General features: G+C 64.8%; 27 protein-coding genes and 1 tRNA gene. 10 read left to right on the forward strand and 18 right to left on the reverse strand.

The window, feature by feature from the left end; all coding sequences use genetic code 11:
* Both cysC and AC3WN8_RS12050 read left to right on the forward strand, forming a co-directional pair.
* The coding region (gene cysC / locus AC3WN8_RS12045) for an adenylyl-sulfate kinase (RefSeq protein WP_492669668.1) at positions 1 to 702 on the forward strand (702 nt) is incomplete at its 5' end.
* A 3-nt stretch (positions 703 to 705) separates the two neighbouring features.
* Positions 706 to 1,443, forward strand: a complete 738-nt coding sequence (locus AC3WN8_RS12050) for a 3'(2'),5'-bisphosphate nucleotidase CysQ (protein ID WP_492669669.1) — start codon at positions 706 to 708, stop codon at positions 1,441 to 1,443.
* Here AC3WN8_RS12050 and AC3WN8_RS12055 read toward each other — a convergent pair.
* A complete protein-coding gene (locus AC3WN8_RS12055; RefSeq protein WP_492669670.1) occupies positions 1,432 to 2,736 on the reverse strand; it encodes an O-antigen ligase family protein in 1,305 nt (434 codons plus the stop codon). The genes AC3WN8_RS12050 and AC3WN8_RS12055 overlap by 12 nt on opposite strands.
* A gap of 262 nt (positions 2,737 to 2,998) precedes the next feature.
* On the opposite strand from AC3WN8_RS12055, the gene AC3WN8_RS12060 reads away from it, so the two are divergent.
* The 3 genes from AC3WN8_RS12060 (at position 2,999) to AC3WN8_RS12070 (ending at position 5,683) form a co-directional block, all read left to right on the forward strand.
* The gene (locus AC3WN8_RS12060) at positions 2,999 to 4,399 is read left to right on the forward strand and encodes a cytochrome ubiquinol oxidase subunit I (RefSeq protein WP_492669671.1); all 1,401 of its coding nucleotides are present in this window, start codon (positions 2,999 to 3,001) and stop codon (positions 4,397 to 4,399) included.
* A 160-nt stretch (positions 4,400 to 4,559) separates the two neighbouring features.
* Complete coding sequence (gene cydB / locus AC3WN8_RS12065) at positions 4,560 to 5,564, forward strand: cytochrome d ubiquinol oxidase subunit II (RefSeq protein ID WP_492669672.1); 1,005 nt, start codon at positions 4,560 to 4,562, stop codon at positions 5,562 to 5,564.
* Complete coding sequence (locus AC3WN8_RS12070) at positions 5,564 to 5,683, forward strand: DUF2474 domain-containing protein (protein ID WP_492669673.1); 120 nt, start codon at positions 5,564 to 5,566, stop codon at positions 5,681 to 5,683. The genes cydB and AC3WN8_RS12070 overlap by 1 nt, the downstream gene beginning before the upstream one ends.
* A 25-nt stretch (positions 5,684 to 5,708) precedes the next feature.
* On the opposite strand, the gene AC3WN8_RS12075 is transcribed toward AC3WN8_RS12070, so the two are convergent.
* Positions 5,709 to 5,783: transfer RNA gene (locus tag AC3WN8_RS12075), tRNA-Val, on the reverse strand.
* A 94-nt stretch (positions 5,784 to 5,877) separates the two neighbouring features.
* Positions 5,878 to 6,255 carry a cell cycle two-component system response regulator CpdR gene (gene cpdR, locus AC3WN8_RS12080; RefSeq protein WP_492669674.1) on the reverse strand — a complete coding sequence of 126 codons (378 nt, stop codon included), beginning with the start codon at positions 6,253 to 6,255 and terminating at the stop codon, positions 5,878 to 5,880.
* Positions 6,256 to 6,390: 135 nt separating this feature from the next.
* On the opposite strand from cpdR, the gene AC3WN8_RS12085 reads away from it, so the two are divergent.
* Positions 6,391 to 7,251 carry an N-formylglutamate amidohydrolase gene (locus tag AC3WN8_RS12085; protein ID WP_492669675.1) on the forward strand — a complete coding sequence of 287 codons (861 nt, stop codon included), beginning with the start codon at positions 6,391 to 6,393 and terminating at the stop codon, positions 7,249 to 7,251.
* A 177-nt stretch (positions 7,252 to 7,428) separates the two neighbouring features.
* Here the strand turns inward: AC3WN8_RS12085 and AC3WN8_RS12090 are convergent, their stop codons facing one another.
* The 3 genes from AC3WN8_RS12090 to AC3WN8_RS12100 all read right to left on the reverse strand — a co-directional run bounded on the left by AC3WN8_RS12090 (position 7,429) and on the right by AC3WN8_RS12100 (position 10,288).
* Positions 7,429 to 7,995 (reverse strand): cytochrome b, encoded by a 567-nt coding sequence (locus AC3WN8_RS12090; protein WP_492669676.1) that lies wholly within the window; start codon positions 7,993 to 7,995, stop codon positions 7,429 to 7,431.
* A 2-nt stretch (positions 7,996 to 7,997) separates the two neighbouring features.
* Positions 7,998 to 8,768: a SapC family protein gene (locus tag AC3WN8_RS12095; RefSeq protein WP_492669677.1), complete on the reverse strand. Its 771-nt coding sequence runs from the start codon at positions 8,766 to 8,768 to the stop codon at positions 7,998 to 8,000.
* A gap of 74 nt (positions 8,769 to 8,842) precedes the next feature.
* Positions 8,843 to 10,288, reverse strand: a complete 1,446-nt coding sequence (locus AC3WN8_RS12100) for an FAD-binding oxidoreductase (RefSeq protein WP_492669678.1) — start codon at positions 10,286 to 10,288, stop codon at positions 8,843 to 8,845.
* Between the two features lie 86 nt (positions 10,289 to 10,374).
* On the opposite strand from AC3WN8_RS12100, the gene AC3WN8_RS12105 reads away from it, so the two are divergent.
* From AC3WN8_RS12105 to AC3WN8_RS12115, 3 genes are all read left to right on the forward strand, one after another.
* Positions 10,375 to 10,815, forward strand: coding sequence for a hypothetical protein (locus AC3WN8_RS12105; RefSeq protein WP_492669679.1), 441 nt, complete (start codon positions 10,375 to 10,377; stop codon positions 10,813 to 10,815).
* 85 nt (positions 10,816 to 10,900) lie between these two features.
* Positions 10,901 to 12,295 carry a DEAD/DEAH box helicase gene (locus AC3WN8_RS12110; RefSeq protein WP_492669680.1) on the forward strand — a complete coding sequence of 465 codons (1,395 nt, stop codon included), beginning with the start codon at positions 10,901 to 10,903 and terminating at the stop codon, positions 12,293 to 12,295.
* Between the two features lie 4 nt (positions 12,296 to 12,299).
* On the forward strand, positions 12,300 to 12,839 hold the full coding sequence (locus tag AC3WN8_RS12115) for a GNAT family N-acetyltransferase (protein WP_492669681.1): 540 nt from the start codon (positions 12,300 to 12,302) through the stop codon (positions 12,837 to 12,839).
* A gap of 112 nt (positions 12,840 to 12,951) precedes the next feature.
* Here AC3WN8_RS12115 and tgt read toward each other — a convergent pair whose 3' ends face one another.
* Complete coding sequence (tgt, locus tag AC3WN8_RS12120; RefSeq protein WP_492669682.1) at positions 12,952 to 14,088, reverse strand: tRNA guanosine(34) transglycosylase Tgt; 1,137 nt, start codon at positions 14,086 to 14,088, stop codon at positions 12,952 to 12,954.
* A gap of 44 nt (positions 14,089 to 14,132) precedes the next feature.
* Positions 14,133 to 14,582, reverse strand: coding sequence for a MarR family winged helix-turn-helix transcriptional regulator (locus AC3WN8_RS12125; RefSeq protein WP_492669683.1), 450 nt, complete (start codon positions 14,580 to 14,582; stop codon positions 14,133 to 14,135).
* Positions 14,583 to 14,620: 38 nt separating this feature from the next.
* On the opposite strand from AC3WN8_RS12125, the gene AC3WN8_RS12130 reads away from it, so the two are divergent.
* Positions 14,621 to 15,313, forward strand: a complete 693-nt coding sequence (locus AC3WN8_RS12130) for a GNAT family N-acetyltransferase (RefSeq protein WP_492669684.1) — start codon at positions 14,621 to 14,623, stop codon at positions 15,311 to 15,313.
* 2 nt (positions 15,314 to 15,315) lie between these two features.
* Here AC3WN8_RS12130 and AC3WN8_RS12135 read toward each other — a convergent pair whose 3' ends face one another.
* The 10 genes from AC3WN8_RS12135 to AC3WN8_RS12180 form a co-directional block, all read right to left on the reverse strand.
* Complete coding sequence (locus AC3WN8_RS12135; protein ID WP_492669685.1) at positions 15,316 to 15,816, reverse strand: EF-hand domain-containing protein; 501 nt, start codon at positions 15,814 to 15,816, stop codon at positions 15,316 to 15,318.
* A gap of 11 nt (positions 15,817 to 15,827) precedes the next feature.
* Positions 15,828 to 16,853 (reverse strand): tRNA preQ1(34) S-adenosylmethionine ribosyltransferase-isomerase QueA, encoded by a 1,026-nt coding sequence (gene queA, locus AC3WN8_RS12140; protein WP_492669686.1) that lies wholly within the window; start codon positions 16,851 to 16,853, stop codon positions 15,828 to 15,830.
* Positions 16,853 to 17,617: a peptidylprolyl isomerase gene (locus AC3WN8_RS12145; RefSeq protein WP_492669687.1), complete on the reverse strand. Its 765-nt coding sequence runs from the start codon at positions 17,615 to 17,617 to the stop codon at positions 16,853 to 16,855. The genes queA and AC3WN8_RS12145 overlap by 1 nt, the downstream gene beginning before the upstream one ends.
* 67 nt (positions 17,618 to 17,684) lie before the next feature.
* On the reverse strand, positions 17,685 to 18,191 hold the full coding sequence (gene coaD / locus AC3WN8_RS12150) for a pantetheine-phosphate adenylyltransferase (RefSeq protein ID WP_492669688.1): 507 nt from the start codon (positions 18,189 to 18,191) through the stop codon (positions 17,685 to 17,687).
* Positions 18,191 to 19,090, reverse strand: coding sequence for a polyprenyl synthetase family protein (locus AC3WN8_RS12155; RefSeq protein ID WP_492669814.1), 900 nt, complete (start codon positions 19,088 to 19,090; stop codon positions 18,191 to 18,193). Before AC3WN8_RS12155 ends, coaD begins: the two co-directional genes overlap by 1 nt.
* Positions 19,091 to 19,097: 7 nt before the next feature.
* Positions 19,098 to 19,349, reverse strand: a complete 252-nt coding sequence (locus AC3WN8_RS12160) for an exodeoxyribonuclease VII small subunit (protein WP_492669815.1) — start codon at positions 19,347 to 19,349, stop codon at positions 19,098 to 19,100.
* A gap of 94 nt (positions 19,350 to 19,443) precedes the next feature.
* A complete protein-coding gene (locus AC3WN8_RS12165) occupies positions 19,444 to 19,740 on the reverse strand; it encodes a DUF1330 domain-containing protein (protein ID WP_492669689.1) in 297 nt (98 codons plus the stop codon).
* Positions 19,737 to 21,422, reverse strand: coding sequence for a long-chain-fatty-acid--CoA ligase (locus AC3WN8_RS12170; protein WP_492669690.1), 1,686 nt, complete (start codon positions 21,420 to 21,422; stop codon positions 19,737 to 19,739). The genes AC3WN8_RS12165 and AC3WN8_RS12170 overlap by 4 nt, the downstream gene beginning before the upstream one ends.
* A gap of 31 nt (positions 21,423 to 21,453) precedes the next feature.
* Complete coding sequence (locus tag AC3WN8_RS12175; protein WP_492669691.1) at positions 21,454 to 22,566, reverse strand: MBL fold metallo-hydrolase; 1,113 nt, start codon at positions 22,564 to 22,566, stop codon at positions 21,454 to 21,456.
* Positions 22,544 to 23,215 carry a cell cycle transcriptional regulator TrcR gene (locus AC3WN8_RS12180; RefSeq protein ID WP_492669816.1) on the reverse strand — a complete coding sequence of 224 codons (672 nt, stop codon included), beginning with the start codon at positions 23,213 to 23,215 and terminating at the stop codon, positions 22,544 to 22,546. Before AC3WN8_RS12180 ends, AC3WN8_RS12175 begins: the two co-directional genes overlap by 23 nt.
* Positions 23,216 to 23,237 lie beyond the last annotated feature (22 nt).

Genomic DNA, 23,237 nt, shown 5'->3' on the forward strand with positions numbered 1-23,237 from the left:
TTCGAGCCCTATGCGCACAGCCGCGATCTCGGCGGCTTCATCCTCATCGACAAGATGACCAATGCCACCGTCGCCGCTGGCATGATCCACTTCGCCCTCCGGCGCGGCGAGAATATCCATTGGCAGGCGATCGACGTCACGCGTGAGGCGCATGCCAGCCAGAAAGGTCAACAGGCGCGCCTGCTCTGGTTCACCGGGCTTTCTGGTTCGGGTAAATCGACCATCGCCAATCTCGTCGAGAAGAAGCTGCACGCGCTGGGCAAGCACAGCTTCCTGCTCGATGGCGACAATGTCCGCCATGGCCTGAACCGGGATCTCGGCTTCACCGATGCCGATCGGGTCGAGAATATCCGCCGCGTCGGCGAAGTCGCCAAGCTGATGACCGATGCCGGGCTGATCGTGCTCACCGCCTTCATCTCGCCCTTCCGCGCCGAACGCGAAATGGTGCGATCGATGCTCCCGGCCGGCGAATTCATCGAGATCTTCGTCGACACCCCGCTTGCCGAAGCCGAAGCGCGCGACGTCAAAGGGCTCTACAAAAAGGCGCGCGCCGGCCAGCTCAAGAACTTCACGGGCATCGATTCGCCCTATGAAGCGCCGGAGATGCCCGAGGTCCGCATCGATACCACGCTTATGTCGCCCGAGGCCGCCGCGGAACTGATCGTCGAGCGTATCGTGGGCGTATGGAGCCCGGAACTGTGACCCATGACTGACGCCGAACTGGCCCACAGCCTGGCCGAACAGGCCGGCAAGCTCCTGCTCGACCTTCGTGACGGCCATGCTGGCGGCAAGGCATTGGGTGATGACGGCGATCGGGCAGCGAACCGGCTGATCCTCGATCGGCTGCGGACCGAGCGGCCGCTGGACGCCATCCTGTCGGAAGAGGAAAAGGACAATCCCGCACGCTGCGGCTATTCGCGGACATGGGTGATCGATCCGCTCGACGGCACCCGCGAATATTCGGAAGGGCGTGACGATTGGGCGGTGCATGTCGCGCTTGCCGTCGATGGCCATCCGGTCGCCGGCGCGGTCGCCCTGCCCGCGCTCGGTCTGACGCTCGCATCCGATCGCCCGCCCGCACTCATCGCCGAAGCCGCGCCGCTGCGCATGCTGGTCAGCCGGACGCGCCCCGCCGCCGAGGCCCTGGCTGTCGCCGAACGGCTCGGCGCGACGCTGGTGCCGATGGGATCCGCTGGCGCCAAGGCGATGGCGGTGCTGCGCGGTGAGGCGGACATCTATCTCCACACCGGCGGCCAATATGAATGGGACAATTGCGCGCCTGCCGCGGTTGCCCTGGCCGCAGGCTTGCACGTCTCTCGCGTCGACGGCAGCACGCTCGTCTATAATTGTGAAGACCCCTGGCTTCCGGACCTGCTGATCTGCCATCGCCACCGGGCGACCGAGATATTGGAAATGGTCCGGACTCTCGCCTCAGGCGCTTGATTCCGTGATCGGCGCCTGACGCTTCAGCGTGAGGACCAGAACGATACCCGTCGCGATCATGACGATCGGATAGGGATAATAGGCCACGACATCGTAGAGAGAGAAGATCAGCAGCGCGGTCGCGACCAGAAAGGCCGGGACAAGCACATCCGGCCCGCCCCATGCCCGGCGCATGAACCGCAACCATGGGGCGCAGAACAGCCCGAAGAAGCAGATTGCGCCGACTATCCCCCATTGGAAGGCGATCTGGAGAATGGCATTGTGCGGACTGTTCATGACCCCGGCAGCTTCGGGTACGATGATCCTGAATTGGCCGGCACCATGACCGAAGACCGGGCTCACCGCGATTTCCCGCAAGGTGGCCAGCCACATCGTCACCCGTCCGCTTCCCGCCTCATCCGCCGAGGATGCGACTGCCGTTCCGAGAATTCTCGCTAGGCCGTAAAAAGGATGGGGTGCATGATGGACAAAGGACAGGCCGGTTCCCAGCCCGCCGCTGATCAGGAGCGCCACAATACTACGCACTGACCTGAGCGCCGGCAGCATTGCCGCGCCGAGCATGAATGCGCCCAGGATCGCGACCAATGCCCCCCGGGTTCCCGACCAGATATCGGCGCCGATCATGACGGACGCCATCGCGACCCCTCCCCAATAAGACAGGCGGTTTTGCGCGATCGCCGCATATCCCAGCGCCGCACAGGCGCCGACGATGCAATAGAAGCCGATCTGCCGCACGTTCACGACGGCAAGACCAAGGTGTCCCCAATCGAAGCTGTCGGGATCGGGAATCGACGACACCAGCAGAGCCAGGATCAAGACATAGCCGGTCGAGGCGCCGGCCACCCACAGCCAGAAACGACGATGCTGTTCGGGCGCGATATCCCAACGCGTCGCAAGATCGAAAAGCGCGAGGCCGAAAAGCAGGTGGAGCAACATGCACAGCGTCGGAATGAACGCGGCAACGGGCATCGGCGCGAGGAACAGGCCACTGCCGGTCGCGATCCCGATGAGGGCGAGCAACATGGCACGTGCCCAGATCGGCCAGCGCCAGACGGACAGGAACGGATTGAAGCCGAAATGCCGCGCAACCAGGACCACGATGAATTCGACGGCAAGCACCGGCAAGTGGAGATAGGCCGTCACATTCTGCATCGCCCGACCGGTCTGCGCGGGATCCCACGTCGCGATTGCCAGCATGACCGGGAGCGTGGCGAGAGCAAGCAGAACCGGCGTCTGCACCGTCTTTGCCGTTCGTGCATGGCCCGTGATGGGCGATTTGAGAATCTGGTCCATCGACGCCCCCCGGCCACGGTATATGCGGAAATCCTTTACCGTGCTTTCACCATGAATCGATTGAGATTTGCTTACAATCCCCTGCTCGCCTCCGCCCCACCGGCGCTGCGGCGATGCAGGGCATTTTGTCCCACCTGTCCGGAGTTGCCCTGCACATAGTTGAGTTTCCAACCCCGCAGGCGCATGAGCATCGGGTGAAGAGGCCGCATCTCTTCCGACCCCTGACCTGCGATCAGGGGCCGTCCTCCCGGGGGCAGGTCCAATGTTCGACAATGCCGATGCGCTGCTTCTCGCCCGTATCCAGTTCGCTTTCACCGTCAGCTTCCATTTCATCTTCCCGGCCTTTTCGATCGGCCTCGCCAGCTATCTGGCGGTGCTCGAGGGGCTCTGGCTGAAGACCGGCAAGCCGCTCTATCTCGACCTCTTCAAATATTGGCTCAAGATCTTCGCCATCGCCTTCGCGATGGGCGTCGTCTCCGGCATCGTCATGTCCTATCAGTTCGGCACCAACTGGTCGGTCTTCTCGGACAGGACCGGACCGGTGATCGGGCCGCTGATGGCCTATGAGGTGCTGACCGCTTTCTTCCTGGAGGCCGGTTTCCTCGGCGTCATGCTGTTCGGCATGCAGAAGGTCGGAAAGCGGCTGCATTTCGCGGCGACTGTGCTGGTCGCGATCGGCACATTCATCTCGGCATTCTGGATCCTGTCGGCCAATTCATGGATGCAGACGCCCGTCGGCCATGTCGTCGGCGCCAATGGCCAGTTCCTGCCGGGCGAAAGCTGGTGGACGATCATCTTCAATCCCAGCTTCCCCTATCGCCTGGTCCACACCGTCATCGCCGCCTATCTCACCACTGCCCTCGTCGTCGGCGCGGTCGGCGCATGGCATTTGCTGCGCGACCGTCAGAACATGCACGCACGCAAGATGTTCTCGATGGCGATGTGGATGGCGGCGCTCGTCGCGCCCGTGCAGATCTTCGCGGGCGACATGCACGGCCTCAACACGCTGGAGCATCAGCCGGCCAAGGTCATGGCGATGGAGGGGCATTTCCAGAGTCACCCCGATGGCGCACCGCTCATCCTGTTCGGCCTGCCCGATCAGAAGGCCGGCCGTGTCGATTATGCCGTCGAGATCCCCAAATTGTCGTCGCTGATCCTCAAGCACGACCTGGATGCGCCGCTCGCGGGGCTCGATACGATTCCCGATGCCGACGAACCGCCGGTCGCGATCGTCTTCTGGTCGTTCCGCATCATGGTCGGGATCGGCTTCCTGATGCTCGGACTCGGTCTGTGGAGCCTGGCCGCGCGCGCGGCGCGTAAGCTTTACGACTGGCGCCTTCTTCATCGTTTCGCGCTGGTGATGGGGCCGTCGGGCTTCGTCGCGGTGATCGCGGGCTGGGTCACCACCGAGGTCGGCCGCCAGCCCTTCACCGTCTATGGCCTGCTGCGCACCGCAGACTCGGTCAGTCCGCTCGCCGCACCCGCGGTCGGCGCATCCCTGCTCGCCTTCGTCATCGTCTATTTCGCGGTCTTCGGCTTCGGCACCTGGTACATATTGAAGCTGATGCACAAGCCGCCGCACAGCGGCGAAAGCGAGCCCGATCGCGCACCGATCCGTACGGCAGGGATTACACCAGGACCGGTCACGGAGGGCGGACAATGAGGCGCGACATTCTTCACCCGCGTCATTCCAGCGAAGGCTGGAATCCATGCGATCTCCCCGGCTTCACCACCGTTTCAAGCACCGTATGGATTCCAGCTTTCGCTGGAATGACGGGGGAGGATGGGATTGGCGCACAGCTCCGACTGACGGGAGACCGGCTATGATAAACCCCGACCTCACCGTCATCTGGGCGTTCATCATCGCCTTCGCGGTTTTCGCCTATGTCGTGATGGACGGCTTCGATCTCGGCATCGGCATCCTCTTTCCCGTCTTCGGCGTGGGACAGGAACGCGACACCGCAATGAATTCGATCGCGCCGGTCTGGGACGGCAACGAGACCTGGCTGGTGCTCGGCGGCGGCGGACTGATGGCCGCCTTTCCCCTCGCCTATGCGATCGTGCTGCCAGCACTTTATCCGCCGATCATCGCGATGCTGCTCGCGCTCGTCTTTCGCGGCGTCGCCTTCGAATTCCGCTGGCGCGATCCACGGCACCGCGCGCTGTGGGATTTCGCCTTTACGGGCGGATCCTTCATGGCGGCGTTCGCGCAGGGCATCACGCTCGGCGCGATCCTCCAGGGAATCGAAGTCGCCGATCGCCACTATGCCGGCGGATGGCTCGACTGGCTGACGCCTTTCACGCTGCTGACCGGCGCAGGCACCGTCATCGCCTATGCGCTGCTCGGCGCGACCTGGCTGATCTGGCGCACCGAAGGCGGGCTTCAGGCGCATGCCTGGCGCCTGGCCTGGCGGCTCGGCCCGGCGACGCTCGCCGCGATCGTTGCGGTCAGCCTGGCCACGCCCTTTCTCGAGGGCACCTATTGGCAGCGTTGGTTCGAGATGCCGAACGTGCTTTTCAGTGCGCAGGTCCCGCTGCTGGTGGCGGTCGCCAGCGCCCTGTTCTTCCGCGCGCTCAAGCTGCGCCACGAAACCGCGCCTTTCCTGCTGACGCTCTTCATCTTCCTGCTCTGCTTCACCGGTCTTGGAATCAGCATGTTCCCCTATGTCGTGCCCGATTCGATCACGATCTGGGACGCCGCCGCTCCGGAGAAGAGCCAGGTCTTCATGCTGATCGGCGCCGGGATCATGGTGCCGATCATCCTCGCCTATACCGGTTTTTCCTATTGGGTGTTCCGCGGCAAGGTCGGCCATGAGGGCTATCATTGATGGATGAGCCCTCCGCCCCCTTGTGGCAGCGGCTGGGCTGGATGGCGCTGATCTGGTCGGGAAGCGTCGCCGCGCTCGGCGCCGTCGCCTATGGCCTGCGCTGGTGGCTCAGGCCGTGACATTTTTGGGGTAAGGAAGGGAAAATGGTGGGCGTGGCAAGGATTGAACTTGCGACCCCTGCGATGTCAACACAGTGCTCTACCACTGAGCTACACGCCCACACGCCGACACCGTTTCGGTGTTCGGAGGCGCGTCTCTAGCGAGCGAGCGCCACCCGCGCAACCCCGGGAAAGACAAAATCGACACACGAGCCTCAGGTCAGGCCCGCGGCGCTCCCGACATCGAACATACGGTCGATCTCCATCACGAGATCGCGCAGGTGAAAGGGCTTGGAAAGCACCTTGGCCTGGGGAACCGTCTTGCCCGCCTTGAGCGTGACCGCGGCAAAGCCGGTGATGAACATCACGCGCATCTCGGGCGCCAGCACGCTGGCGCGCTGGGCGAGTTCGATCCCGTCCATCTCGGGCATGACGATATCGGTCAGCAGCAGATCGAAACTGTCCGATTCGAGCAAAGGCACCGCCGCAGTGCCGCGATCGACCGCAGTCACCGCATAGCCGGACTTCTCCAGCGCGCGCGTCAGATACTGACGCATCACGTCGTCGTCCTCAGCCAGCAAGATCCGGATCATCGCACTCCCCACGGCCCCACAGCGACCATCGCCGTTTCCGCATACCTCTCTTATGCCCATACCCCTTAAGATTTTCCAGCTTTTGCTTGGAATGCCGCATTGCGCGTCGCCGGACCGCCGACTAGCCTTTCCACGATGAACCCGCCGATCAGGCCCTTTATCCAGCATGGCTCCGAGGTGCCGGCATCGCCGGTGATCCTTTCCGTGCCGCACGCCGGGCGCGATTATCCGGATGCGCTGCTGGCGATGAGCAGGCTGTGTTCGACGGCACTCCGGCCGCTGGAAGATCGCCATGCCGACCTGCTGATCGACGATGCGGTCGCGGCCGGCTTCACCGCGCTCGTCGCAACGCGCGCGCGCGCCTGGATCGATCTCAATCGCGACATCCGCGAAATCGATCCCGACATGATCGATCCCCCCGCCCCCCGTCACGCGGTGGTGCGCTCCGCCAAGGTCAGCGGCGGGCTGGGCCTGATCCCGCGCCGCCTGCGCGGCCATGGCGAAATCCTGCGCCATCGCCTGTCGCGCGCCGATCTCGATCGACGCATCGCGGAGGATCACGCCCCCTATCATGCGCGGCTGGCCGCGCTGATCGGCGCGGCGCGGCAACGCTTCGGTATCGCGGTGCTGCTCGACGTCCACTCGATGCCGCCATTGCCCGGAAGCGACGATCGGCCACGGATCGTGGTTGGTGACCTGTTCGGCCGCAGCGCCGCAGCACGCTTCGCCGCCACGCTGGACGAGGTTGCCCGCGCCGCGGGCCATCTCTGCGTGCAGAACAGCCCCTATGCCGGCGGACATATCCTTGCCGTCCATGGAGCCCCCATGCGTGGCGTCCACGCAATCCAGCTCGAGATCGACCGCAGCCTCTATCTCGATCGGGCGCTCGATGGTCCGGGCGTCGGGCTGGCGGATTGCCGCGCATTGGTGCTCGAAACGGCACGCGCGCTCGCCGACGAAGCACTCGGCTCAACCGCCGCCATCGCCGCCGAATAAAAAAACCACCTCGTGCTATTAGGCACGAGGTGGCCAAGGTTCAGGGAGGAGCACACCCGAAGGTGTGCGAGTGTTGCGCCGCGAAAGGGGGGACACGGCACCTCACCAACAGCAAGATAGGCTGCCCGGGATTTGCTTTCAAGTCATTGATATCGACGAAATGCTCTAAATCGTCGTTCAGCGGGTGCGAAGTCCCGGAATCATGCGCCCAAGCAGGTTCGTTCCACTAAGGAAATGATGCTTCAGGGCACCCGCGACATGCAGCAGAATCAGCGCAATCGTCGCTAGCCCCATGATTTCGTGGGCTTCTCCGAACGACTCGGCAAGGGACTTGCTCTGCTCCACGGGCAGCATCGGCACCACGAACAGGCCGAAGAACGAGATCGGACGAGGGGTTTCAGCGGCCGACATCCAGAGCCAGCCGCTCAGCGGAATGGCGATGATCAGCAGATAGAAAGCGAAATGGACGAGGTTGGTCAGCCCCTTTTCCCACATGCGCATTGCGGGAAGCGGCGGCGGTCGATGCGTCAGCCGCCACGCGACCCGGACGAGGCTGAGCGCCAGCACGAGAATGCCGATCGCCTTGTGCCAGCCCATCATGGTCCGGCCCAGACCCTCGAAGCTTTCGTGCAGGAGCACGATCGCGATATTGGATATGACGAGCAGGCCGATGCTCCAGTGGAGCCATATGGCGACGCGCGAATAGGTCGATCGCGCCGCCGGGACCTCGGCCTGCCCGTGCATGGTCAGGCCGCGACCTGGGGCGGAACCTTGTCCGCCTCCATCTGCTGCTGGAACAGCTCGCTCATCAGGCCGAGCGAATAGAGATGCGCATAGATCAGCGGCAGCAGGCCGCTCGCATTCATCTTGCGCAGCACGTCGCCGCGCAGCTCGCGCAGCTTGTTCTCGTCGACCATCTGGAAGCCGCGATAGATATAGGGCTGCTCGGCACCCTGCGGCTGAATGGCGACCTCACCGTCGATCAGCAGCTTGTGGGTCTCGAGCTCCTTCACGAAGGCGCCGGTCTTCTGCCAGCTCTGTTCCCATTGCTCGGTGAAACCGAGGATGTTCTTGACGACCTCGGTCGGCTGGCCGTCTTCGAACAACGGCTGCCCCTCTTCGAATTCACCGATCACGCCCGCCGAAGGATCGAAGCACAGCGAAAGCTCGTCGCTTTCGGGGCGGAGCCGGGCGAGCAGGAAAGGATAGCGACGGATATAGGCGGGCACATAGACCCGGTTGGTCAGCTTGCCCTCGGCGTCAACATGCATATTGACGCCTTCGTTGAGGCCCATCAACGCCAGCGGCACCGGGTTCTCACCCGCCGTGAAGACGATCGGGAAATAGCGCTGCGCCATCGGAAATTCGTCGACGGTCACCGGAAAGGCATGCTGGCCGTTGAGCCAGGGAGCCGCATCGACCTGGCGCGCCTTCCAATCCTTGTGCTCGTTGGAGGAAAGCGGCACGAGATCCTGGTACAGAACCGGAAGCGCATTTGCAGTCGGCACGCTGGCCATTCGATATTCTCCTGAAACATTTTTGCGATTGAATGGATGACCGCGTCCCCCGCGGACGAAATAACCGTGGCCGTTTATGGTGCAGCCGCGTCGGTTGCAAGCGGCACGAGCTTCCCGGGGTTCATGAGGTTGCGTGGATCGAGCGCGGCCTTGATCGCGCGGAGCGCAGTCAATCGCGCGGGATCGGCCAATCGCGCATTCTCGTCGCGCTTCATCTGGCCGATACCATGCTCGGCGGAGATCGATCCGCCGGCCGCGACGACAAGATCGTGCACATAGGCGCTGATCGGCTTGCCCGCCCCCATTGCCCAGCCCGCCGGCGCCCCCGCCGGCGCGCGGACATGGAAGTGGACGTTGCCGTCGCCGAGATGGCCGAAGGCGGTGGCGTGGACGCCGGGAAAACGTGCCTCGACCGCCAAAGCCCCATCGATCATGAAATCGGGCATTCCCGCCACCGGCACCGAAATATCGTGCTGCACCGCCGGCCCATGTGCCCGTTCCGCCTCCGACAGCGAATCGCGCAGCTTCCAGAACGCATCCGCCTGCGCTTCGCTCGCCGCGATCGTCGCATCGCGAAACAATCCAGCCTCCAGCGCATCGGCAAGCAGGCGTTCGAGCAGCGCGGCAGGAGGCTCCTCGCGCGAATCGGAGCGGACGAGTTCGATCAGCACGTGCCAGGGATGCTCGCCGGCCAATGGTGCGCGCGTGCCGGGAATATGTTTCAGCACCAGCGCCAGCGAATCGGCCCTTACGATCTCGAATCCCTCCAGCGCGTCGGCGGCTCGCGCTTCCAGATGCCGCAGCAGCGCCAGTGCCTGATGCGGGCTGTCGACGCCGATCCAGCCGACCGCGCGATCGATGATCGCCGGCACGAGCTTCAGGCTTGCCGCCGTGACGATCCCGAGCGTCCCTTCGGCGCCGATCAGCAGATGCCGCAAATCATAGCCGCGATTGTCCTTCTTGAGCGGATTGAGCCCGGCGAACACAGTGCCGTCGGGCAACACCGCCTCGATCCCCAGAGTCAGGGCCCGCATCGTGCCGAAGCGCAGCACCTGGGTGCCACCGGCATTGGTCGAGACCAGCCCGCCGACCGTTGCCGACCCCTTGCCGCCCAGAGTCAGAGGAAAGCGCATGGCGATATCGTTCGCGGCATCGTGCAGCGTGGCGAGGATCACCCCTGCTTCCGCCACGGCGACGCCCTCCTCGGCCGACAGGCTGCGGATCCGGTTCATCCGCCGCATCGACAGGATCACGGCGGACCCATCCTCGGGCGGTGTCGCCCCGCCGACCATGCTCGTATTGCCGCCTTGGGGGACCAGCGGGATCCGATGCGCGTCCGCGATACGCAAGATCGCGGCCACTTCCGCCGTATCGGCCGGGCTGAGCAATGCCGGCGCTTCGCCATGGAAACGGCCGCGCCAGTCGTTCAGCCAGGGCGCGATCGCGTCACGATCGTTGGTGAACCCCTTGGGACCGAGCAGATCGCGCAATGCGGCGAGGCCAGGAATTGGATGCGTCATTGGTTCGGCCCTTGCTGGTGCGCGAGAATTCATGGCGCGTTCAACCGGGATGGTGCAAGGGCGACAGCGAAAATGAGTGCGATTGAATGACCATCTTGTCGCTCGCGGCAATGTTGCTCGCGGGAAGCGGGACTGTTGCGCAATCCGGCGCAGCCGTCGCCGTGCCCGAACGCTACGCGCAGATCACGATCCGCGAACGCGTGATCATCCGCGTGCCGACCCGTCCGTCCGCGCCCCCCGCAAAACCCGCGAAGTGGAAGGAAAAGAAGGCGCCGCGTTGCGTATCGCTCAATGCACTGGCCGGCGCCGCAGTCACCGCCAACGACAGCGTCGACCTGATCCTGCGCGGCGGAACCCGCCTGCGCGCGCGGCTCGATCGCAATTGTCCGGCGCTCGATTTCTATTCGGGATTCTACATCAAACCGACCCGCGACGGGCGCATCTGCGCCGATCGGGATACGATCCACGCACGTTCCGGCGGGCAATGTGAGATAAACAGCTTCAAGGCCCTGGTTCCCGACCGCTGAAAACTTGACAATCACGCATGTTTCCGCCACCCGCACCGGCGCTGGGCGGCGCTTTTTTCGCTACCCCGAACCTTCCGGAACGAAAATGAGCTTTGCCGATCTCGGCTTGTCCGACGAACTCCTCCGTGCCGTGACCGAAGCGGGCTATGATCAGCCCACGCCGATCCAGAAGCAGGCGATCCCTTCGGTGCTGATGGGCAAGGACCTGATCGGCATTGCCCAAACCGGGACCGGCAAGACCGCCGCTTTCGTCTTGCCGATGATCGACATCCTCGGTGAAGGGCGCAGCCGCGCACGCATGCCGCGGTCGCTGATTCTCGAGCCGACCCGCGAACTCGCGGCCCAGGTCGCCGAAAACTTCGACAAATACGGCAAATATCACAAGCTCTCGATGGCGCTGCTGATCGGTGGCGTCTCGATGGGCGACCAGCAAAAGGCCCTGGAGAAGGGCGTCGACGTGCTGATCGCGACGCCGGGACGGCTCATGGACCTGTTCGGGCGCGGCAAGATCCTGCTCACCGGCTGCGACCTGCTCGTCATCGATGAAGCTGATCGCATGCTCGACATGGGGTTCATCCCCGATATCGAAGAGATCTGCACCAAGCTGCCCAAGAACCGGCAGACCCTGCTTTTCTCGGCGACGATGCCGCCGCCGATCAAGAAGCTGGCGGACAAGTTCCTCAGCAGCCCCAAATCGGTAGAGGTCTCGCGGCCCGCCACCGCGAACACCTCGATCAAGCAATTCCTGGTCGAGACCGATTCGCGCAAGAAACGTGAGACGTTGCGTGATCTGCTCCGCGAAGAGGAAGTCAGCACGGCGATCATCTTCTGCAACCGCAAGACCACGGTGCGCGAACTCGCCACCAGCCTGAAGCGCGACGGCTTCGCTGCCGGCGAGATTCATGGCGACATGGAGCAGCGCGACCGGATCGCCGAGCTCGACCGGTTCAAGGCGGGCACGATCAATATCCTGGTCGCGTCGGACGTCGCGGCGCGCGGCCTCGACATCAAGGGTGTCAGCCACGTCTTCAACTATGACGCGCCTTGGCATCCCGACGACTATATCCACCGCATCGGCCGCACCGGCCGCGCCGGCGCGACGGGCATCGCCTATACGCTGGCAACCGCTGCGGATGCCGAAGCGATCGAGAATATCGAGAAGCTGACCGGCCTGAAGATCGAGCGCTTCGGCAAGCCTGCCAGGGCAAGCGAGAGCCGTGCGGAACCGAAGCGCGAAGAGCCGAAGCGCGAGCGGGCGAAGCCCGAAAGGCCCCGCCGGGAAAAAGCGGCCGACCGGACCGAAGCAAAGGCCGAACGCCCACGCCGCGAAGAAGGGGAAGCGCCCCGCGCCGAGAGCAAGCCACCCCGTGTCGAGAACAAGCCGCCTCGCACTTCGCGCCCGCCCGTGCGCGATGACGAGCCCGATGATGGCTGGAACGGCCCGATGCCCAGCTTCCTGAGCGTCAAACTGGGCGATTAATCCCATGCCTCTGGCGCATCGTTGGGCGCGTACCGAGGATATTCCGGCATTGCGCGCGCTGATGACCGCCGCGATCGAGCAGCTTCAGACCGACGTGCTCGATCCCGATCAGGTCCGCGCCAGCCATGCGGTGATGGGCCTCGACACCCAGCTGATCGATGATGGCAGCTATGTGATCATCGAAGCCGAGGGCCGCATCGCCGGCTGCGGTGGCTGGAGCCGGCGCACCACGCTCTATGGCGGCGACCATTCGCCGGGCCGCGATGCGGCGCTCCTCGATCCCGCCGCCGACGCAGCGAGAATCCGCGCCATGTACACCCATCCCGATTTCGTCCGCCGCGGTGTCGGCAGGCTGGTGCTGGATCTGTGCGAACGCGCCGCCGCCGCACATGGCTTTTCACGGGTCGAACTGATGGCCACGCTTGCAGGAGAGCGGCTCTACAGTGCCTGCGGCTATACGGCGATCGAACATACCCAGAGCCCACCGATCGATGGCGTCCCGGTCCCGCTGATCCGGATGGGGAAGTCGCTGGCTCGGGATTGATCCCGTCAAAATCCGTCATTCCGGCGAAAGCCGGAAGCTCACTTATCTGGACCAAGGATTGAAAGAAGAAGCGAGATTCCGGCTTTCGCTGGAATGATGATCAAGTTGCCTTCTAATCGTCCTGCACAGCCCCGCGCGCGCCATAGCGCGCCCGGAAACCATCCGCGAACGCCTTCAGCCGCCCTTCGGCGATCGCCGTGCGCAGGCCCGCCATCAGCCGCTGGTAGAACCAGAGATTATGCTCGGTCATCAGCATGGCGCCCAATATCTCGCCGGAGCGGACGAGATGGTGGAGATAGGCCTTCGACCATCCGGCGGTCGGCGACTCGGGGTCGAGCGGCGTCAGATCCTCCGCGAATTTCGCGTTGCGGATGTTGATCGGGCCGTCCCAGGTAAAAGCCTGCCCGGTCCGTCCGCTGCGCGTCGGCAGCACGCAATCGAACATGTCGATGCCGCGCTCGACCGCGCCGACAATATCGTCGGGTTTGCCGACACCCATCAGATAGCGCGGCTTGTCGACGGGCAATTGTCCCGGCGCGAAATCGAGGCAGCCGAACATCGCCGCCTGCCCCTCGCCCACTGCGAGCCCGCCAACGGCATAGCCGTCGAAGCCGATATCGATCAGCGCATCGGCAGATGACTTGCGCAGCCTTTGATCGAGTGCGCCCTGCTGGATGCCGAACAGCGCCGCACCCTCGGCATGCGCGCCGCCCGCGTCGAAGCCCGCGCGCGAGCGCGCAGCCCAGCGCATCGATCGCTCCATCGCCGCCAATTGCTGTTCGGGCGTCGAGGTGGTCGGCACGAGCTGGTCGAACGCCATGACGATGTCGGAGCCGAGCAATCGCTGGATCTCCATCGAGCGTTCGGGACTCAGCATATGCCGCGATCCGTCGAGATGGCTTTTGAAGCTCACCCCTTCCTCGGTCACCTTGGTCAGATCGGACAGGCTCATCACCTGATAGCCGCCGCTGTCGGTCAGGATCGGCCGGTCCCAGCCCATGAAGGCGTGGAGCCCGCCCAGCCGCGCCACGCGCTCGGCACCGGGGCGCAGCATCAGATGATAGGTATTGCCCAGGATGATGTCGGCGCCCGCGGCACGCACATCGGCGGGTTTCATCGCCTTGACGGTGGCGGCGGTGCCCACGGGCATGAAGGCCGGCGTGCGGATCTCGCCGCGCTGCATGCGGATCGCGCCGGTGCGCGCCTTGCCGTCAGTGGCGGCGATGGTGAAAGAGAAACGGTCCGTCATGGTCCGGCGTCCTTAACCGCGCTCTGTCCCAAACGGAATGGCTCTCAGCCCGTCTTATTTCCACGGCTGCCCAGAAGTTCGGTAACCGTCCGCAATGCCTCGGTCAGTGCGGCACGTTCCGCCGCGTCCAGATGGGCGATACTCCCCGCGACCTGGCGGTGGACGTCCGCATCGATCGATTCGAGCAATGCCCGGCCCGGCTCGGTCAACATGATCGGGCGCTGCCGGGCATCGCTGCCGCGCCCCCGCACGATCAGCCCGCGCGCTTCGAAGCGCGCGACGATCCGGCTGAGATAGCCCGGATCGATACCCAGTTCCGCGCGAACGCCAGAGGCCAGCGCCGGTTCCTGCCGTGCGACTTCATACAGCACGCGCGCTTCGACCAGCGACAGGCCGCTGCCCATATAGGATGCGTCCAGCACACCGAAGATCCGCGTGTGGAAACGGTTGAACGCCCTCAGCGTCCGGATCGTGTCTTGCTGTGTTTCGGTCATGGGGTTGACTGGCGCAAAATAGTTGCCATTGTCAACTAATGAACGACATTCCCGACTCCCATCCGCTCGACCGCCCCGTCTGGTCGGCACTCACCACCGGCTGGTCGCCCTTTGCGCAGGGCGATGCCTGCGCACTTCGCCTCGATCCGCGCTACGGCCCATTCGGCGCGCCCGCCAATGCCTCGTCCGACAGCCTCGACGCGCTGACCGCGCTGATTCCGGCCGACGGGGAACTCTGGCTGGTCGGCGCAGGCGATCTGCCGACGCCGGACGATGCGGCCGTGCTGCGCACCGCCTTGCTGCATCAGATGGTCGCCGAACATATCGTGCCGTCATCGCAGTCGATCGACTTCCTGCCGCTCGACGAGGCCGACGCGCCCGAGATGCTGGCGCTTGCCCAGTTGACCAGGCCAGGCCCCTTCACCACCCTGACCCACCGGTTGGGCGATTTCATCGGCGTCCGGCGTGACGGACAATTGATCGCCATGGCGGGCGAGCGGATGAAGATCGACGGCTTCACCGAAGTGAGCGGCGTCTGCACGCATCCGGACCATCGCGGCCAGGGCCATGCCGGCGCATTGATGCGCGTGGTCGCCCAGCGGATCCTGGCGCGTGGGGAAATTCCGTTCCTCCACACCTATGCCAGCAACGTGACCGCCATCGCGCTTTACGAAAAACTCGGTTTCCGGCTGCGAACCCCGGTCAACATGGTGGTGCTGGGGCCAGGCTGACCTTATTTGCGGGGCGGTTGCGTCGTGGCAGGCTTTTGCCCGCGACGCTCCTCGCGCGGATCCAGGCGCGGCATCGTCAGCACGATCAGTTCCGATCGCACCAGCACCCCGTCCCTGTCCTTGTCCAGCGCGTCGAAGCGGCGACCGAATTCGGCGCGGAATTCCTCCGGCGACACCTTGTCGTCGCCATCGCTGTCGAGATCGAATTGCCCCGGCAGCGCATAGGCATTGCCCAGCCACATCTCCGACCATGGCCCGAGCTCGAGCAGCGAGATCAGCCCATCGCCATTGCGATCGCCGGCCTTGAACGACCGCACGACGCCAGCATCGAACTCCGCACGCGTCACGCGTGCATCGCCATCGGCATCGAAGCCGGCGATCATCACCGCGACGGGTGTCGCCGACAGTGTCGGACGCGTCGGCTGCGTCGGTTCAGGCGCCTTCTTGGCCCCCGCAACGGCCGCTATCGCGAGCAGCGGAATCAGCAGGGCAAACGCGCGCATCGACGATCCTTTCACGGCAGCAGCAGGCTGGCATCACCATAGGAGTAGAAGCGATAATCATGGTCGATGGCATGCGCATAGGCCGACCGCATCCGATCCAGCCCCATCAGTGCCGACACCAGCATGAACAAGGTCGATCGGGGAAGATGGAAATTGGTCATCAGCCCGTCGATCCCGCGAAAGCGATAGCCCGGCGTGATGAAGATCGCGGTATCGCCTTCGAACGGCCGGATCACACCGTCCGCATCGGCCGCGCTTTCGATCAGCCGTAATGAGGTGGTGCCGACCGCGATCAGCCGACCGCCACCCGCCCGCACGGCGTTCAGCCGGTCGGCGGTCGGTGCGTCGATCCGCCCCCATTCGGCATGCATGGCATGATCGTCGGTGTCGTCGACCTTGACCGGCAGGAACGTCCCCGCACCGACATGCAATGTCAGCGTCGCCGCTTCGATTCCCGCCACCGCAAGCGCCTCGGCAAGCGCAGGCGTGAAATGCAGTGCGGCCGTCGGCGCCGCGACGGCCCCCGCCTCGCGCGCGAACATCGTCTGATAGTCGTCGGCATCGCGCGCATCGGCGGTGCGGCGCGCGGCGATATAGGGCGGCAAAGGCATGCGTCCGGCACGTTCCAGCAGCAGCTCGACCGGCTCGTCACCGGCAAAGTCGAGTGCGAAGCTGCCATCGGCGCCGCGCGCGGAGGCCGTCGCGAAAACGCCGGCGCCGAAGTCGATTACGTCGTCCTCATGCAGCCGCTTCGCATTGCGGACGAACGCGCGCCAGCGCCGTGGCCCTTCCCTTTTGTGGAGGGTCGCGCCGATGCGTGCCTCGCCGCGCCGCCCCTCGAGCTGGGCGGGAATCACGCGGGTATCGTTGAACACCAGCATGTCGCCGGCCCGAAGCAGTCCCGGCAGGTCGCTCACCTGCTGGTCGGCCATGCCGGCGCCATCGACCACCAGCATCCGCGCGCTGTCACGCGGATCGGCGGGGCGAAGCGCGATGCGTTCGGCGGGCAGCGCGAAATCGAACAGGTCGACGCGCATTATTTGGGCGGGGTCTGCGCCTCTTGCGCCGGCGGCGCCACGGCAGCGGCGGCGGGCGCAGGCACGCCCTGCGCCGCCATCGAGGCACGCACGATCTTGCTCGGATTGGCCGGCGGTTCGCCGCGCTCGATCGCATCGACATATTCCATGCCCGCGATCACCCGCCCGAAAGCGGTGTATTTCCGGTCGAGCGCGCCGCGCGGCATGAACATGATGAAGAACTGGCTGTTGGCGCTGTCCGGGCTGTCGGCGCGCGCGGCGGAAACCGTGCCGCGAAGGTGCGGCAGCAGGCTGAACTCGGACTTGACGTCGGGCAGGTCGGATCCGCCCGTCCCGGTCCCCGTCGGATCACCGGTCTGGGCCATGAAGCCGTCGATCACCCGGTGGAAGATCACGCCATTATAGAAGCCGCGATTGACCAGGGTCTTGATCCGCTCGACATGCGCTGGCGCAATGTCCGGGCGAAGCTGGATGGTGACGCGTCCGCCGGTCGAAAGATCGAGATAGAGGATATTCCCCTGATCGGTCTCAGGCGCGGGCGCGGGCTTGGGCACAGTCAGGTTGACCGGCGGTGGCGCAGGCGGTGCGGGTGGCGCAGCCGGAGCAGCTTCGGGTGCCGGCGTCGCGGGCGCGGCTTCGGGCGCTGGCGTCGTGGGCGCAGCTTCGGGCACCGGCGGTGCCGGCGCGGCCTCGGGTTGCTGCGCCGTCGCCGGAGCGACCGCCATCAACCCGGCGAGCGCGATCAGAAAAAGCTTCGAACGCATGTTTGTCCTCGATCCCAAAATCTGTTCCGGTCCATGAAAGTGCAAGGCTGAGCCGCGGCTGAACGCGTCAGCTCCCCTTGCGCCCGATCGTCTCGACGCGCGCGCGCACCTCGGTCTCGACCGAGGGTGTCACGAAACGCGAGATGTTGCCGCCATAGATCGCGATTTCCTTGACCAGCCGCGACGCGATCGGCTGGAGCGAGACGTCAGCCATCAGGAAGACCGTTTCGATCCGATCGTTCAGCTGCTGGTTCATACCCGCCATCTGATATTCATACTCGAAATCCGCGACGGCGCGCAGCCCCCGGACGATCATCGACGCGCCTTCGCGCTCGGCGAAGTCCATCAGCAGCGAATCGAACGAGACGACGGTGATTGCCCCGCCAATTCCCGCCACTTCGCGCTGAACCATCGCCATACGCTCCTCGACCGAGAACATCGGCGATTTTGACGGATTGGTCGTGACCCCGATCACCAGCCGGTCGACGAGCTTCGCGCCGCGGCGGATGATATCCATATGGCCCAGGGTGACCGGATCGAAGGTTCCCGGATACACTCCAACGCGGTCGGTCATCAGCGATCCCTTTCAACGACATAGCGCGCAAGCGCGCGAAGCAGATCGGCCTCCGGGCCATAGCTGCGCAGATGATCGACGGCCTGCGTCACCAGCGCCGCGGCCTGTTCGCGCGCACGATCGACCCCAAGCAGCGACAGGAAAGTCGCCTTGCCCGCGGCGGCATCCTTGTTGAGCGCCTTGCCCGCCACGGCTTCGTCACCCTCGACGTCGAGCAGATCGTCGGCGATCTGGAATGCCAGGCCAAGGTCCCGCGCATAACCGCGCAACCCGGTCCGTCCCTCGGGCGGCACGCGCCCCAGGATCGCGCCAGCTTCCACCGCGATGCCGATCAGCGCGCCGGTTTTCATCTGCTGCAGGCGCGTGACGGTCTGCAGGTCGAAGCCACCATGTTCGGCGGCAAGATCCATCATCTGCCCGCCGGCCATGCCGCTGGGGCCGCTGGCGCGCGCCAGTTCGAGCATCAGTTCGGAACGGACGAACGGATCGGGGCTCGTCGCATCGTCGCCCAGCATCTCAAAGGCGAGCGCGTGCAGCGAATCGCCCGCCAGGATCGCGGTCGCTTCGTCGAACGCCTTGTGAACGGTCGGTTTGCCGCGACGCATATCGTCATCGTCCATCGCGGGCAGATCGTCATGGACCAGCGAATAGACATGAATGCATTCGATCGCGGTCGCGGTTCGGATCGCGCGCTGCCGATCGACGTTGAACAATTCGGCGGTCGCCACGGTCAACAGCGGACGGATGCGCTTGCCGCCGCCGATCGCGGCATGGCGCATGGCTTCGTACAGCGGCTTGCGGGGATCGTCGGGCACGCGCAACAACAGGTCGAACTGGCGGTCGATATCGACCGCCACGCGTTCCATCGCCAGCTTCAGGTTGAGCGTGGCGCCGGCCATCGCGGAATCAGCCAGCATCGAAGGGCGTCGTCCCGGCCGGTCGACCGTCGGCACCCAGGCTGATCTTCTCGATCCGGGCCTGCGCATCGGAAAGCCGCTTCTCGCATTGCGCGCGAAGCCGATCCCCCTCCGCATAGAGAGTGATCGATTCGTCGAGCGACGCCTCACCGCTCTCCAACCGCGAGACGATCGTCTCGAGCCGCTTCAGCGCATCCTCGAAGGAGAGGCCCGCAAGGTCTTCAGTGGTCGTTTCACCCATGGTGCCGCTATGGCTGAGTGGGCCGGGTGGGGTCAAGCAAAGCTGCGCGAACGCAACCCGGAACCCGCATGCCGGGGATCGAACCAGGCCCCGCTCAGGACCATGGATCGCCATCGACGAGCAAGACGGGCCCGGTGGTCGACGAAAAACGGTCTCCCACGATTTCCAGATACTCCGGCGAGAGGCGCCACGCCTCAAAGGCGTCCTCGTCGGGAAATGCCATGATGATGACCTTGTCACCCACCCATTCGCCCTCGACGACGCGGGGTTTGTCCCGCATCGCCAGAACCTTGCCCTGAAACTTCTTGAAAACGGCGCCGAAGTTTCTCTGGTAACGCTTGTAGGTGATACGGTCATCGATGGTGATCAACGCAACTGCGTAAACGGTCATGCTCCACCCGATCGCTTCGCCCGCTCCTCCTCCACCAGCTCCTTGCGGCTGAGCTTGCCGACCAGCGTCTTGGGCAGGCTTTCCCGCACCTCGACCGCGGCGACGCGCTCATGCTTGCCGAGCTGCGGATTCAGCCAGGCCTTCAATTCCTCTCCGCTTACCCCCACCGTGCCATTAAGCGTCACGAACGCCTTCGGCACTTCGCCGTGATATTCGTCCGGAATTCCGATCACAAGCGCCTCTTTCACCGCCGGGTGACGATAAAGCACATCTTCCACCTGACTCGGAAACACCTTGAATCCGCCGACCGCGATCATGTCCTTCAGCCGATCGACGATGCGGATATAGCCATCGGCATCGATCTCGCCGACATCGCCGGTCCGCAGATAGCCGTCGACAAAGACCTCGGCATCGGCGTCGGGGCGCTGCCAATAGCCTTTCATGACCTGCGGTCCGGCAAACACGATCTCTCCAGGTTCTCCAGCCGCAGGCGGCTTGCGCGGATCCTCCTTGTCGACCAGCTTCACGAAGGTGCCGGGTATCGGCTGGCCGATCGTGCCGGACCTGCCGGCGCCGTCATATGGATTGGTCGAGACCACCCCCGCGCTTTCGGTCAGCCCATAGCCCTCGACAACGCGCGCGCCCGTCCGTGCCTCGAAACGCTGTTTGAGCGCGTCCGGCAACGGCGCGCCACCCGAGATACAGACGCGCAGCGACGAAAAGTCGGTGCGCTCGACATGCGGATGATCGAGCAGCGCCTGGTACATTGTGGGCACACCCGGCAACGCCGTCGCCTTTATCCGCTCGATCAGGGCGAGCGTCTGCGCGGCATCGAAGCGCGGCAGCATCGCGATCATGCCACCGCGCTGCACCGTCCGGTTGAGCACGCAGGTGTTGGCGAAGACGTGGAAAAAGGGCAGCACGCCGACGATCCGATCGGCCTCGTCCTGCCAGGGATCGATCGCATTCACCTGCCGCGCATTGGCGGTCAGATTCTGGTGGGTGAGCATCGCACCCTTGGGTGTACCGGTCGTCCCGCCGGTATATTGGATCAATGCCACGTCGCGCACCGGATCGATCGACGGCGCCACACAGACACCATCATTCGCGATCAGCGCGGAAAAGCTGGTGATACGCGGATCCGCCGGACGCGCGGACACTTCGGCACGCCGGAACATCCGATAGAGCAGCGACTTGCCCGCCGGCAGTGCACCCGCCACCGATCCGACCACGATCCGCTCCAGCCGGGAACGCTCCATCACCTTGAGCGCGGTGGGCAGCAATGCCGTCGCCGACAGGGTGAAGAGCAGCCTGATGCCCGAATCCTCTACCTGATGGGCCAGTTCATCGGCGGTGTAGAGCGGCGAGAAATTGACCACCGTCGCGCCGAGCTTCAGCGCGCCATAATAGGCGGCCAGATAGTGCGGGACATTGGGCAGGAAGAGCCCGACCCTGTCGCCCGACGCGATACCGAGCTTCGCCAGTCCGCATGCCACGCGATTGGCGCCATCCAGCGTCTCGGCATAGCTGTAGCGCCGCCCCATGAAATCGATCAGCGGCGCATCCGGCCAGCGCTCCGCGCTCGCTTCCAGCATGGCGGGCAGGGAAAGCGGCGCGAAGCTGCGATCCCATGCACCCGGGTGATCGTAATGGGTTGTCCAGATCGGGGGCTCGGCGCTCATTGACATCAGTGTAAGCGGCACCCCCTCAGCGTCAAGCGGCGCGGAACCACCACACCCCGTCACGCACCTCACGAACCGCGCGGCCCGTCACTTCGAGATGGCGAAGGTGCGACAACGCCTCGCCCGAGGCAAGGCCGAGCACGCTCTGGTCGATCACGCGCCGGAACAGCTTCACGAAACAATCCACCGCGCGACGCGGTTCTTCCAGGAACACGGCCAGTTCGTCCAGCCGCTCCTCATGCTCTCCCCGCAGCGCTTGCAGTCGCGCATGCAGCCCCCGGAACGGCTCGCCATGGGCAGGCAGCACCAGCAGATCATCGGGCAGGCCGAGCAACTTGTCGATCGAGGCCAGCCAGTCGCCCAGCGGATCGCCTTCCGGTTCGGCCGCCCCCAACGACACGTTCGAGCTGATCCGCGGCAGCACCTGATCGCCGGAGATCATGAGGCCCTGCGCATCGTTGATCAGGCAGGCATGTTCCGGGCTGTGGCCACAGCCGGTGACGACGTGCCATTGGGCCCCGCCGATCGCGATCGCCTCACCATCCTGGATCCTGCGATAGCCCGTCGGCAGCGGCGCAACCATCTGCTGCATCCGCCCCCAGCCTTCCTTGCGGGAAGCGTCGATCTGATCGTCGCTCCACCCCGCGGCACGACGCATCGCGACCACATCGTCGGGCAAGGTATCGCGCGCATCGGCGCGCGAAAGCTGTGCGGTCAGCCATTCGCCCCGCGTCATCCAGATCCGTCCGCCGTCGCGTGCCGCCAGTCGCCCCGCCAGGCCGATATGATCGGGATGAAAATGAGTGCCGATCACGCGGGTGACTTTCACATCCGCCAGCGGGCCGGCAAAGACCGCGTCCCAATCCTCGCGGCAAATCGGGATGTCCACGCCGGTATCGCAGATCGCGACGCCGTCGCCATCGTCGAGCACCCAGCAATTGATGTGGCCGAGCGATCCGGGAAAGCGGATCCGCGCCCATTTCACGCCCGTGGCGAGCTCGTGCAGCGTACCGGGCTCCGGGGCAAAGCGCCCGAGAGGATAGGTCAGCCCCCTGAAACTGGTCCCGACAAAGCTCTCGTCCTGCGTCAGTGACGCATCGGGCGACATGTCGGGCGCGGCGTTATCGCTTGAAGAGCGAGTCACGCGTCAGCTCGACGGGAGCGGGCGGCGCCTCCTCGGCGTTCAGCGCCGCTTCCGCTTCGCGGGCGGCCGCATCGCGTTCGGCGCGAAGCTCTTCGATCAGCGCGGCACGGTCGCCGTCGATGCGGTTGTCGGTCGGCGCTTCGATGCCGGCCTTCTTGGCGGCGCGCGTGACCAGCGCATCGAGCTCGCGCTGCGAGCACAGGCCCAGCGTTACCGGGTCCTTCGGGATGATGTTGGCGATGTTCCAGTGGCTCCGCTCGCGGATCGCCTGGATGGTGGTGCGCGTGGTGCCGATCAGCTTGCCGATCGCGCCGTCCGAGATCTCGGGATGATTGCGGATGATCCAGGCGATGCCGTCGGGCTTGTCCTGACGCTTGGAAACCGGCGTATAGCGCGGCCCCTTGGTGCGGCGGATCTGATCGGGGCCCTTCTGCATCTTCAGCGTATAGCCCGGATCGGCCTGCCCCTTCTCGATCTCCTCCATCGTCAGCTCATGCGCGCGAACGGGGTCGCGGCCGGTCAGCTTGGTGGCGGCGGTGTCGTCGGCGATCGCCTGGATCTCGAGGATATGCAGTCCGCAGAATTCGGCGATCTGCTCGAAGCTGAGCGAAGTGTTGTCGACCAGCCAGGATGCGGTCGCATGGGGCATGAGCGGCTGAGCCACGGCGAAA

Source organism: Sphingobium sp. FW305-3-2-15-F-TSA7 (genome assembly GCF_058787155.1).